Consider the following 12,424-nt stretch of genomic DNA (forward strand, 5'->3'; position numbering starts at 1 on the left):
GAAGTCCAAAAAGAAGATTTTTATAAGCTAAACTATAAAGAATTTTTTCACCGTCTAACTAGGAGCCTAAAATTTAGCTATTTTTGATAGCTTTAGCTTCTCTTCCTTTCCCTTATGTAATTTATTGCCTCCTCAATGTCCTCCATAATTCTCACTAACATTCCATAAAGGAGTCTATCGTCTGTTTTATCTACGTCCTTGAAGACCAAGTTGTACAAGTCCTCCAATTCCTGAACCAGATAAGGGGGAAATATACCTTGTTTTCCAAATGACCATATTAAGTCTTCCACGTTTCCGCCTTGCCACGAAGCTTCCTTCAGAAAACACTGAAATAGACCCTTGACGCCATCCTTCACTTTATTTTTCAGATCTGAATTAGACGCGAAATCCTCCAGGCTGACCTTAGTGCCTTCCTCCACCATTCTATAGTAGTCCCAGAACACGAGATTTCATATATTTGATAGGTCACAAATAGTTATGCCTCAAGAAAGAGTGGCATTCATTCTAGTTATAGCTACAACCGACGTAAGTATGATACCTGGCACTACGATAGCGGGAGCGACGCCTGAGCTTACTATGTATACTCCAGCAGCTGACGCAGAGTTTCTAATTAACGGAAAATGTGACGTAATAAAGGGAGTTCCCATAACACCAGATGGAATTCCTAGCCCCGCAATTATATCTAGGGCGTCTTTGAACCTGACCGGGATACCTACCTTCGTTGTGAACGCTGGAGCTAAAGTACGTCCTTTAGCAATTCCCTTCTTCGAGGTAGGTGGAGAGCCTGGAAAAGACATCAGAAGCGGTGCACTGGAAATGAACGTCATGGAAAGGATATTGAACAATTCTATGAGACTTGGGGAACAGCTTTCAAGGGGATTCGACAGAGTAATAATAGGAGAGTCCATACCAGCTGGAACTACCACCGCCATGAGCACGTTAGTTGCATTAGGGTACAATGCGTTTGGAAAAGTTAGCTCTGCATCTCCCGATAATCCCATGGAGCTAAAGGAGAAAATAGTCAGAGAAGCACTGAGTAAAGTAAGCGATGAAGAAGACAAAATAGCTAGATTATCTGACCCTATGATTATATCTGCGTCTGGGATAGCTCAAGGTTTCCAGGGGAAGATTGTACTTGCAGGTGGAACACAAATGACTGCGGTTGCTGCCCTGACAAAGAAGCTAGCACCGATGAAGCTAAAGGATATGGAGATATGGACTACTAAATGGATAGTTTCAGATAAGAGTTCTGACATATTGGGACTAGCGTCGCAGATAGGAGTTAAGGTAGAATATTCCCCTCTGGATTTTTCTAAGTCCAAATTTGAAGGTTTAAGGGTCTACGAGAAGGGTTACGTAAAAGAAGGGGTAGGTGCAGGGGGTCTATCCTTATTCGCAATAAAGATGGGTTTCACCACAGAAAACATATTGAAGGAAGTTGAAAAGGTGTATGAAGAAGCCAAAAACGAAAAGATTTAACCCAACATCACCTAAATTTATGGAGGTAATGCTCTAAGTGAGGATAGGAGTTACTGATCAAGGAGAAATCTCTAAGGAACTCGTAAAGGTATTCAAGGACCAGGAAGTGGTTTATGTGCCTAACCCGGCTTCAGTTATTAGGGAAAAACCTGAGGTAATAGTACACACGGCAGAAATTCCCTTTTGGGAAAGCAATTCCGACCCTCCAAAGGCTTGGAGTACAAACACTTGGATGGCGATAAACATAGCAAGGGCAGGAAGCAAGATAGGTGCTGTTAACGTTTATCCTTCCACGTTTATGGTCTATAATGGAAAGAAAGGATATTACCTAGAACATAACACTCCGCATCCTCTTAATTATTATGGTCTAAGCAAACTTGCTGCTGAGACGGGAATTGCGTCATTAGGCAACTATCTAATAATGAGAGTAGGTGCGCTGTATTCCCTCTCCTATGAGGGAATCCTGAAGTCATTCATTAAGGCTTCATTCCTAGGTAGGAGAATAAGGTGCCCTAGCGAAATGTTCATCTCTCCAATTAGCATCTATACCTTTGCTATTATTTTAGAAAAACTAATCAAAAATGGAATAAAAGGCTTCATAAACGTATCAGGACCTAGAACGTCAATGTTGGACTTTTGCACTAAGATATCAAACTTATTTGGTAATGACGTTGAGGAAATTAAAATGCCCTATATAGACTTGTCTTTAGATGACTGGCTTCTAAGAGCCTTAGGTATAAGAATAGACGGCAGAGAAGACTTCTTGAGACTATTTGAGAGGAAGGCAGTAGGCGAAGCTTGATAGTGGAAAACGGAATATATAGAGGAATTACATCTAATTAATAGAGTGAAATAATTGATAGATACGGTTCTAGTTGACATGGGAGAAACACTAGTTTCTTTCAAGCCAAAGTATCATCAAAATGTAGCAATTCTACTTAAGGAGTTTGGATATGACGTGGAGGAAAGGAAGGTTTTCAGAGCAGTATACAAAGTTCTTGGCAACCATCACTACCCACATCCCCAAATTTGGGGGCTTTCACAGCCGGACTTCAGGGACATCTTCTTGGAACTTGGCTTGTATCCAGAACCTAACATAGTGGAAAAGCTGAATAGTTCCCAACTTCTATCTAGCCAATGGGAACTATTTGACGATTCGATTTACTTCTTAAGCAACCTAAAGGAAATGGGCAAAAAGTTAGTTCTTGTCACCAACTCAACTGACAGCGTATTCAGGATAATTAAAGAAACTGAAATTGAAGGATACTTCGATGCAATAGCTTCGTCTTACGAACTTGGAGTAATGAAACCTCATCCTAAAATATTCAACCATGCTATGGAAAAAGTAAGAGGAAAGAAAGGAGTTCATGTAGGAGATATATATGAAATAGACTACGTAGGAGCTAAGAGAGCCTATTTAAGTCCTATCCTGCTTGACAGGGACGGATTCTACAGTGACCTTTTATGTAACAAAGCAAGAGACCTTAAGGAAGCTCTACAAATAATTGAAAGAATGGACCAGAGCTAATTCCACATGTACCTATTCAAAGAAGAGCTAGTTGGTCTTTTTCGTTAACTTGCCTGAATCTATCAAGTCTAAGAGTTCCAGAATCCCTTCTCCGTCCTCATGCTTTAAGACAAGATCTGCTACTTCCTTTATCATGGGGACTGCATTACCAACGGCTACCTTAACGTCAACTACCTCCATCATTTTCAAGTCGTTCTCTCCGTCTCCTACCCCTATAGTTTTACCGTTAAACTTCAGGATTTCTTTAAGCTTCACTATCCCGCTTGCCTTGTTGATCCCTTTCGGTAATATCATGGCGTCGCCTCTGTTATACTCAACATCACATATCTCCCTAAGTTGAGACAGCTCTTGATCTGTAAACCCTCTATTATTTACGTAAACTATTACCCTTCCTACAGAGAAATTTATTCCCATTTTCTCAAGCCTAGATGTAACTTCTTCCCTTATTTGGAACCAGGACCTTGGGGCGTTAAGTATCTCCTCATCTCCTACAAAAATTAGAGTACCGTTCTCCAGAACCCAAGCTGTAGGTTTTAGCCCTTTAGCGAATATATCCATTAGCCTTTTCTCCCTTCCTGAGACAATGGCGAAATAGTTCCTCTCCACGAAGGACTGGATTCTACGTTTAACTTCCTCACTCACGAAGAACCCATCTTTCTCATGTGCTAAGGTTCTATCGTAATCGGAGACCACCAAGACCTTACCTGAGGTTATAGCCATACTTTTCTAGTACAGCTTTCATTTTTAAGGCATCGCGCTCAAGTTCAGGGCTTTCACATATCAAAGTTATTGAAATCCTATCGTCTTTAACAAGGGTTTCTGCCAATTGATCGAACGGAGGAGCATTCGCTTCAATTGGGACATGAACGTCTACGTACTTGCCCTTGTTGAGCTTCAGCGATTCGAAGTGGGAATTGATGTGAACTAAACCTAATTCCTTAACTAAAGTATCGATAATTTGTTTGTAGTCTATTTTACCTCCCTGCCTTGCAAAAGTGTGAGCCCAATCAATGTAAGGTATTACACCTTTTACCTCCTTTGAGAGACCAATGACCTCGTCTAAAGTACCTAAGGCAGTATCCTTTGCCATAGTTTCTATTCCGAACTTGACGTCGTGTATGCCGTTCTCTCTAGCCTTGTCTATTACCTCTCCAATTTCAGCCTTCACCATTTCATAGCATTCCTCTGGTTTCAGCTTTCCGTAAAATGCCGCATGTATCGCAATGGCATCGGCTCCCATAGCTTCAGCCCTATCCGCGGTGTCTAGTATTCTCTGCTTGGAAGCCTCCACTTTCTCTTTCTCCGATGAACATAAGTTAATGAAATAAGGGGCATGTACAGACAACCTAACTCCTAACTCCTTCGCTATTCTACCAGTCTCCTGTGCAGTTTCCCTTTTCATCCTGACCCCCTGAACGAATTCCACCTCCATGGCGTTCAAGGAAAGGTCTCTTATTGCCTTAACTCCGTCTATAGTAGTCCCCTTCTTAGCTGAGAAGGGAACTCCTGCAGTTCCGAGGAAAATCTTAGCCATAGCTTAGTCTCTAGTGTAAAGAGATTAAATTGTTGACAACTGAAGAAAGGCGTTACGAAGTATTCACTTTTTCTCTTATCCTATTGATGAAAGTAGTTGTAAATCTTTGAATTAAGACGAATATTAAAAAACAAGAAGAGAGGAAAAAGGTTAAAAAGTGAAATCATTTTATGTTGAAATTTTACGGGCTACAATGTCCTTAATTCTACTTTCGTTCTGTCTAATTAAGGTTACTATCGACGAAATAACTGTCTTTTCGTCAAATTCGTCAGTTGTCTTAGACTTCAACGTGGAAACTAGAGGCTGTATAACCTGATCTAGTTGAATGCTTGACATCAGATCTGAGAGTGCCCTAACGTAAGCTGCAGCTACAGAAACTTTGTTTCCGCCGCTAGCCGAAGCCTTGTTTATTAAATCATCAATTTTGGCTGCTATGGAATTGCCCATTTCCTCGACTGCATCGTTAATTAAGGGCTCTATAATTTTCTTATATTCGTCCATACCTGAAGATGAAAAGCTTAGGGTCTCTACCATTATGTCTGTCCTCCCCATCAAAGAGGAAAGTATGGAGGCTGAAACTGAAGCTTGAAGCTGCTTCTTTTCTTCGTCAGATACCTTAAACGAAGTAATCACGTATTCGTCAACTGCTATTCCGACTTTCTTTGCGAGGAACTCTATTAGGGTCTCTGCCTGAATACCTACGCTTCTAAACTTAGCTGCTGCAAGAGGACAAAGGGTCACTATCTTTCCATATCTCTCTCCCAATGTTCTAGCCATTACGTCAGCCCTTCTTCCCAGATTACGTTCTAATATTGCTCCTGAACACCCCTCTATCTTCTTTACCTTGAACCCTTTATCCCTTAATCTTTTCATGGCCTCGTCTGCATAATCTGAAGAGAAGCATGCCACATGTAGATTAACTTCCTCACCATTTCCGTCAACGTTTACAGCCTTAAGTAACCTAATGTCGAATGGGATTACGTCGAACATTGAATTGGCTTTAGCGAAATTCGAATAATCTCTATACGCCACGGCCATCGTCTTATAGTCCTCTGGAGCTAGCGTTATCACCTCTAATGTGTTCGAGAACATATCAAAGTTTTTCTTCATCTTGTCCATCAATATGGATCCGTTGCCACTGATATAGTCCATAAACCCGCTATCGCCTGTTGTACCTACTAGACGAACCTTGAGTCCCAACATTTTCAAGAACTTTAGGGCTACAATTGCTACGTTGGGATTATTTATTATATTTTTACCAACGAAGAGAACACTCTCGCTACTGTTGTCTACAACGTCAGCTAAGGAAGCATCGCTGATTAAAGGAAGATCTACAGCTGGCTCGTCTGGAGCTTTCTTAGCTACTGCTGCATTAAGCTTTATCAATAACGTGGATATTGGGATCTTAGCTGGACATACACCGTCGCACAGTCCACACTTATGGCAACCAGATATTTCCGCAATTGTGCTATCAGGTATGTCTATTGAACCGTTCAGGTAGTAATATGCTATTGCTCCCTTTACCATATCAAACATACCTTTAGGTGCATACGGCCATTCTGGAATCAATCTGTACTGTGGACATACTGTAACACACATGGCACAATCTATACATTTTAAACCGAAGTCAGCAAAGTCACCTAAGTAGTTGCTTACGAACTTGTAACCATCAACCTCACCTCCAGGAGCAAGCTTCTTTGCTAGCCCAATTCCAAACCTAAGCTTAAGCGCTTCGTTCTGTTTCTTAGGAATCTCTAAAACTTCTTTCGCTCTCCTCTGAGGGTCCAAGACCTTACCTGGGTTCATTATCTCCTCTGGATCGGTTTGCTCCTTATACTTGGAGATGTATTCAAACCTGTCAATGCCGTAGTCAGAGAATGTTTTACCCATTGCACTTAATCTGTTCTTAGTGTATTTGTGAGCGAATATACCTATAGAAAGCAGAGATCCTCCAGCTTTTATGAACTCCTCCATCATCAAGGTATTTTTAGCTAGGTCGTATATGACCTTCTTATCAACTGGACTAACGCTAACTTCAGTGAACGCGTTAACTAGGAGAACTTCTCTTTTTTCGAGGTCTATGTCAACGTCATAACCTCCGTCTGGAGTTATCATACCTAGCTTGCCGAGTAACTTCTCCATGCTTTCAAGAAGCTCCCTCAATTTAGTGTAATGTATTAAACCGTGCTGATGAACTAACATTCCTTTAGTTCTAAGGGCTGCATTGACACCATGATTGAAGGACCACCATCCTGTCCATTCGCCTTCAAATATATTACCTCCCGTGCTTTGAGCTATCCTATATAATTTTGGTTCAACTAATGTAGATCTGCTTGATGGGTAAAGGATAACCATATTCCATTTTCCTTGATCTAATTTAGCCTTGAATTTCTCAGCTATATACGAGGATATACCAGGACCCCTAACTTGAATATGCCAAGCAGGAACCACTTCCCTATAGAATTCGCCTATACCCTTTACAGTTTGGTCTAAATTGGCGTAAGATATTACCATAGCTTCGTACGGAGTGAAAGGTTTCAGCTTCATACCTGCCCTAACTATCACTCCGGTTATTCCCTCAGCTCCACAAGCGAGGGCAAGGTCCTTGCCTTCTAAATGAACTAGTTCTGCCTTTGTGTTTATCATATCAACGAAACTCACGTTGTCTGATATGAAACCGAACTCGTAGGATCCTATACCCAAGGCGTCGCCGGCTATACCTCCTCCAACGGTTGAGTCGTAACTGGAAGGGAAGGTCCTCAACTGCAAGCCCTTAGATTGGGCATAAATGTCAACTAATTTCCACGTAGCTCCTGGATCCGCTATTGCAACTCTCTCGTTCTCGTCGACACTTACGTTTTGCATTTTAGAGAAATCTATCAATATACCACCATCTGCAGGGATAGCGTTACCATATCTGTTTGTTCCCCTGCCGTAGGGTGTAATGGGAACGTTATACTTTGCTGCTAGCTTTACTAGCTCTATTACATCTTCTACGTTCTTTGGATATACCACATAGTCTGGAACTATCTTGAGCTTAATTCCGCTCCAGACCAGCTCCGGAACGAAACCCATGTCAGATGAGTGAGATAGTCTGCTGGTTAAGTCGTCATGAAAGTTATCTCCAAAGAGTTTTTCTAGCTCCTCACGTAGACTCATTTACTTCACCATGAATTTGACTATTTGATAAAACAGACTTGATTGCATCCATAATAACACTTTGCATACTTCTATAATACTCTTCCGTTTGCTCTTTTCGGGGAACAAAGGAGGGAAAGTCAGGTTCCTGAGACCAAGCTGGCATAATATGGAAGTGTGTATGAAATATCACTTGACCTGCACTTTCACCTATGTTTGACACTAACCTAATGCCGTCAGCCTTTAATGCTCCCTTAACTGCTATCGCAATAGTCTTTAGCGTATTACACAACTGACATGAAGTTTTACTATCCATCATTAAGAAGTTCTCTGAATGTACGTTTGGAACCACTAAGGTATGTCCAGGTTTAATGGGAAACTTATCCAAGAATGCAGTAACGTAACTATCTTGATAAACTATGTAAGATTTTTGTCTGTGTTCTATTATATCACAGAACAAACACATTAAAGTATCACCTATTTTTGCTTATACGTCCATAAAAGCCTTTGTATGAAAATTTCTTGCATTGTTTTTCAATTTTATCACATACATGAAACAGCTTAGCTTGATGTATATCAGTTTCTGTATATAAGAAATACTATTTCTTGAACAATCATAGGTAGAATCTCCATAAATTCAATTAAAAATAAAAACATATTGATTATAAGGGTGAGCTTTAACGAGACTTAAAAAGTATAAAACATAAAATCAAATTTCTATATATCGCCTTATGTAACCACCTTTGGAAGTTATTATTTCCAAAATGTTATTACCCTTCCTAGGAATGCCCCCTATGTCCATTACTATTTTACGACTGTTTATCCTGGAGGGAGAGAAATTCATTATTGACTCACCGTTAAGCCTTACCTCTATTATGTCACCCGTGAACTCGGGGTTTTCTAAGATTACTTTCATGAAATAGACTTCATCTTGATAGAACTTTTAAGCAGTGAGTCTAAATCTAATTAATGCTTAATGTTGGCGTCCTCCTTTTCCTTTTCACCATATCTTTTGCCTTTAATGCTACACCTTTCTTCGGAGGACCTTATACAATAATTGCAACAACTATTCTTCTCCAGAACGGTGTAACACCTCTTTCATTCGTCATAGTAAGCGTAGTCACGGGATTGGGAGCAGCAACATCTAAGACAGTAATGTATGCCATAGGAATATCAGCTAAGAAACCGCTTCAAAAGAACAGAAATGTTATATTCCTGAAGAAAATCGGAGTTAATAGAGGGTTTTCAATTACCCTATTTATTGCATCAGTTATGCCTTTCCTTCCGATGGACGATTTCCTGTATTTAGCTGGAGGTGCGGCCAAGCTTAACGTTTTGTCAATGTTACAAATAAGTATAGTAGCTAAGGTAATAAAAAGTTTTATTGAAATAGGAACTGAGTTTTTAGGTTTAAAAGCAATATCAGAAGTAGTAAATGTTAATCCAGTAGAAATAGGTTTAATATCTATAGTCATATTTGGAGCTCTAGGCTACGTTCTCTTCAAAATTGACTGGGAGAGAGCGTATGAGGAAGCCATGACATACGTAAAGAGGTTGGTATGGAAACAGAAAGAGGGTTAAAGTCAGAAAAATAAAAAATAAGAAGAAAAGGAGATATCTAAGCCATGAAAATATATAATGGAAGGAAGTTTAGCCTCGAAGTAGAAAAGGTAACTTTACCTAACGGATTTGAGAGAGAGTTGGAAATCATCAAACATAGAGGATCTGCTGCGATATTACCTCTAATTGGTGAAGATGAAATTATTTTAATAAAACAATACAGACCAGTAATTGGAAAGTACATATTTGAGATACCTGCTGGAAGCGTAGAGGATGGTGAGGACGTTTTTACAACGGCAAGAAGAGAACTTGAAGAGGAAATTGGATATCAAGCTGAGGAGCTTGACGAGGTACTAAGCTTCTACCCATCGCCTGGAATAACTAACGAAGAAATGCACCTATTTCTGGCTAAGGGGTTACGCTACGTAGGAGCAAAGCCTGAACCTTATGAGATAATAGAGCCAGTTAAGGTAAAGATACAGGATGCCCTTGCAATGGTAGAAAGAAGGGATATCGTTGATGCAAAAACTATTATTGCGATCTATTTCATAGCAAGAAAGCAGACTTGATATCCTTTGTCTCCCCTACTAGTATCGGAGCTTCATTCACTATCCATTTTCTAGCTAGAGCTTCTCTCAACTTTTCAACTACATGAGTCCAGTCTGAAAGCGAAGGAATCTCGTATAAGACCACGAACTCGTCGTCTTGTACACCGAAAGAGTAAGTCGTATATGAGCGTATCCCCTGATTTTTAGGATGCGACTTTGCCATGTTTATATGCTCTCCCATAATTTTCCTTCTCTCCTCAAAAGGAAGCAAGTACCATTCTGGAGATTTTTTCATTGGATACGCCACGAAGTATTGAAGTTGTGGTAGGTTAAGTATTTTAGACACATCTGTACCACCTCCCATCTCATAAGGAGATGGTCTGAATATCGAGATCATGGAATAGCCTTCACTTGCTGCACCTCTCAAGGATGCTAGAACTGAGTACCTTGAATTTAGAAGCGAGTCCGTGTCTGCAGATGAGAACCAATAGAGTAAATCAGAATTTCCTCTGACAGAAACAAACCTCTTCAAGGAGATAAGGTTACTTCTTATTTTATTTTCAGTTTCTTCAAGTGAGGAAATCAAGGAAGCTCTTTCGTCCTTACTCTTAGACCACCATGACGTGTCAAACTTAATTGACATTACATACATGAAGGCTTCATTCATCCTTTGACACCTCTTCATCAATATCGTTGTATAAAATTAGGGCTTCCTCTAGGCTGGCTAAATATCCCACGAACATGTTGGAAAGGTTGCTCTTAATTTCCTCATCTAGTATCTCCATGCCGTCTGGGGTAGGTCCCATAACTATTCTCGAGGCAAACTCATCGAATTCCTTCTTGGTTGAACCGACTACTAAAAATCCTATCGGGACAAGAAGCATCCAAGGGTTACTGTCCTTAATTTCCTTAAGTATGGATTCATCTGCCCCAAAGTAGTTTATATCTGTAGCTTGAATGCCAAGCTTGGATAAAGTTCTTTGTATTCTCCTCTTGATTTTAAGTGTCTCTTTAACAAGCTGATCCAATGTAATTGGATTGCCTATCATGACCTCGACTCCACTACCTTCAGATAGCCTGTCTAGATATGTTGTACCCCTAATTATGGTGGAAAGTCTCCTCTTGTTCTTTACCTTTGGATCAGAGGAGTCCTCAGGATTGAAACCTATAATGTACTTGAATATGACGCCGACATACTTGGTTTCACCGTTAGAGTACTTTACCTCAGTAGGTGAAGGAGAACGGCCTATAGATTCCCTATATACGATAACCGAGTCCTCCTCGTTAGTGAGACCTTTTACGTATTCCTCAAAGTCATTCACGTTTTCCCTCCTATTCTCGATCAACTGTCCCATCTCATTGTAAAGCTTTACCGTGTGTGGGTCCGTTGAGAAGTCTACGAAGACTTGCATGATAGGAAAAGAATCTTCCTTTCTCAGTAACGTTGCAGCCTGAATGAAGTTAGAAAACTTAACTATTCCAATTATTACCTTAGATTCCACGTCCGCTGAAACTGCAGCATGTTTAGATGCTGCCAGAGCAAGTTTTTCTAGATCATGCCACGTTCCAGCTAAAACTAAATCCTCAGTTTCATTGTCTTGCCCATACTTATATACTATAGCTTCTACGCTTAATTCGTCTGCTACTTCCTCTATTATTTCCTTAACTAAGCTATCAATCTCAGGAACTGGAGGAAGTATATAATGGTCTTCATCGTCCATATTCCTTTTATATATATGAAGACCGTTATCCCTGAGCTCTATTTGAAGTATGTCTTTTGTTTGTCCCTCTTTTTCAACAACAGAACATAACACCTTAGGTTCATTCTCGTCGGAAAATACTTGTAATATCTTCACTCTAATCAAGCCTTCTTAGACATTAATACGAGTACATAATAGAAAAACCTTATCCCAAGTTCTTTACCTTGAGACTTAAATATAAAATCTTAGCCAATAAAAATTATGATAAATGAATTAGAAAACGAAATCATCAATTGCAATAAGTGTTCAAGGCTCTCTGCTTACATAAAGTTAGTAGCGTTAGAAAAGAAACCTAAGTATAGGGACTTTGAATATTGGGGTAAACCGCTACCAGGTTTTGGAGATCCTAAAGCTAAGCTTCTAATAGTTGGGTTGGCTCCTGCTGCTCATGGGGGAAATAGGACTGGAAGAGTTTTCACTGGAGATAAGTCAGGGGAAAGGGTATTCAGAGCCTTGTATGAAATAGGGTTTAGCTCATCTCCAAAAAGCGAGAGCAGGGAAGACCTTGTAGAGCTTAAGGGAGTTTACATAACCAATGCCGTTAAGTGTGCCCCACCAAGAAATGTCCCCACTATTGAGGAAATAACCAATTGTTCATATTTCCTAAACAGGGAAATTCAACTTCTAACCGACTTGAAGGTAATTCTAACGCTAGGAAGGATCTCCTTTGAAGCTATAACGTACGTCCTTAACGTTCATGGCAAATTCTCCCATATGGCAACGTATAAAGTGGGTAAGACAACGATTATAGCCTCCTATCATCCTAGCCAACAAAACTTTATAAGTGGTAGATTGACTTGGGAGAAATGGATAAATGTTTTCAAAAAAATAAAATCACTTCTTGACTCAGATAATGCTTAAAACTTCTGGCTTAGAT

General features: G+C 40.0%; 14 protein-coding genes. 6 read left to right on the plus strand and 8 right to left on the minus strand.

Features of this window, described 5'->3' with window-relative positions:
• Positions 1–92 precede the first annotated feature (92 nt).
• Complete coding sequence (locus RQ359_RS07500) at positions 93–443, minus strand: hypothetical protein (RefSeq protein WP_338116987.1); 351 nt, start codon at positions 441–443, stop codon at positions 93–95.
• 34 nt (positions 444–477) lie between these two features.
• On the opposite strand from RQ359_RS07500, the gene cobT reads away from it, so the two are divergent.
• From cobT to RQ359_RS07515, 3 genes are read left to right on the plus strand one after another with little or no spacing between them, the layout of a single operon-like run.
• A complete protein-coding gene (cobT, locus tag RQ359_RS07505) occupies positions 478–1,479 on the plus strand; it encodes a nicotinate mononucleotide-dependent phosphoribosyltransferase CobT (protein ID WP_156017064.1) in 1,002 nt (333 codons plus the stop codon).
• Positions 1,480–1,516: 37 nt separating this feature from the next.
• On the plus strand, positions 1,517–2,281 hold the full coding sequence (locus RQ359_RS07510; RefSeq protein WP_338116986.1) for a sugar nucleotide-binding protein: 765 nt from the start codon (positions 1,517–1,519) through the stop codon (positions 2,279–2,281).
• 54 nt (positions 2,282–2,335) lie between these two features.
• Entirely contained in the window at positions 2,336–3,007 is a 672-nt protein-coding gene (locus tag RQ359_RS07515) for an HAD family hydrolase (RefSeq protein WP_156017062.1), read from the plus strand.
• Positions 3,008–3,034: 27 nt separating this feature from the next.
• On the opposite strand, the gene RQ359_RS07520 is transcribed toward RQ359_RS07515, so the two are convergent.
• The 5 genes from RQ359_RS07520 to RQ359_RS07540 form a co-directional block, all read right to left on the minus strand.
• On the minus strand, positions 3,035–3,727 hold the full coding sequence (locus tag RQ359_RS07520; RefSeq protein WP_054838314.1) for a phosphoglycolate phosphatase: 693 nt from the start codon (positions 3,725–3,727) through the stop codon (positions 3,035–3,037).
• Positions 3,708–4,541 (minus strand): TIM barrel protein, encoded by an 834-nt coding sequence (locus RQ359_RS07525; RefSeq protein ID WP_156017060.1) that lies wholly within the window; start codon positions 4,539–4,541, stop codon positions 3,708–3,710. Before RQ359_RS07525 ends, RQ359_RS07520 begins: the two co-directional genes overlap by 20 nt.
• A 168-nt stretch (positions 4,542–4,709) precedes the next feature.
• Complete coding sequence (locus RQ359_RS07530; RefSeq protein WP_156017058.1) at positions 4,710–7,700, minus strand: FAD-binding and (Fe-S)-binding domain-containing protein; 2,991 nt, start codon at positions 7,698–7,700, stop codon at positions 4,710–4,712.
• Entirely contained in the window at positions 7,687–8,145 is a 459-nt protein-coding gene (locus RQ359_RS07535; RefSeq protein ID WP_054838313.1) for an HIT family protein, read from the minus strand. The genes RQ359_RS07530 and RQ359_RS07535 overlap by 14 nt, the downstream gene beginning before the upstream one ends.
• 243 nt (positions 8,146–8,388) lie before the next feature.
• Positions 8,389–8,595 carry a hypothetical protein gene (locus tag RQ359_RS07540; RefSeq protein WP_054838312.1) on the minus strand — a complete coding sequence of 69 codons (207 nt, stop codon included), beginning with the start codon at positions 8,593–8,595 and terminating at the stop codon, positions 8,389–8,391.
• Between the two features lie 53 nt (positions 8,596–8,648).
• Here RQ359_RS07540 and RQ359_RS07545 point away from each other — a divergent pair, with 53 nt between their 5' ends.
• Together RQ359_RS07545 and RQ359_RS07550 are read left to right on the plus strand one after the other, a co-directional pair.
• The gene (locus tag RQ359_RS07545; protein WP_054838311.1) at positions 8,649–9,260 is read left to right on the plus strand and encodes a hypothetical protein; all 612 of its coding nucleotides are present in this window, start codon (positions 8,649–8,651) and stop codon (positions 9,258–9,260) included.
• Between the two features lie 44 nt (positions 9,261–9,304).
• A complete protein-coding gene (locus tag RQ359_RS07550; RefSeq protein WP_054838310.1) occupies positions 9,305–9,808 on the plus strand; it encodes an NUDIX hydrolase in 504 nt (167 codons plus the stop codon).
• On the opposite strand, the gene RQ359_RS07555 is transcribed toward RQ359_RS07550, so the two are convergent.
• Both RQ359_RS07555 and RQ359_RS07560 read right to left on the minus strand, forming a co-directional pair.
• On the minus strand, positions 9,786–10,454 hold the full coding sequence (locus RQ359_RS07555; protein WP_240900135.1) for a chlorite dismutase family protein: 669 nt from the start codon (positions 10,452–10,454) through the stop codon (positions 9,786–9,788). The two genes, RQ359_RS07550 and RQ359_RS07555, sit on opposite strands and share 23 nt — an antisense overlap.
• The gene (locus RQ359_RS07560) at positions 10,447–11,643 is read right to left on the minus strand and encodes a hypothetical protein (protein WP_054838308.1); all 1,197 of its coding nucleotides are present in this window, start codon (positions 11,641–11,643) and stop codon (positions 10,447–10,449) included. Before RQ359_RS07560 ends, RQ359_RS07555 begins: the two co-directional genes overlap by 8 nt.
• A gap of 105 nt (positions 11,644–11,748) precedes the next feature.
• Between RQ359_RS07560 and RQ359_RS07565 the strand changes: the two genes are divergently transcribed.
• A complete protein-coding gene (locus RQ359_RS07565) occupies positions 11,749–12,408 on the plus strand; it encodes a uracil-DNA glycosylase (RefSeq protein ID WP_156017056.1) in 660 nt (219 codons plus the stop codon).
• The last annotated feature ends 16 nt before the right edge of the window (positions 12,409–12,424 follow it).

The sequence above is a fragment of the Sulfuracidifex metallicus DSM 6482 = JCM 9184 genome (assembly GCA_032834875.1).
GTDB lineage: Archaea > Thermoproteota > Thermoprotei_A > Sulfolobales > Sulfolobaceae > Sulfuracidifex > Sulfuracidifex metallicus.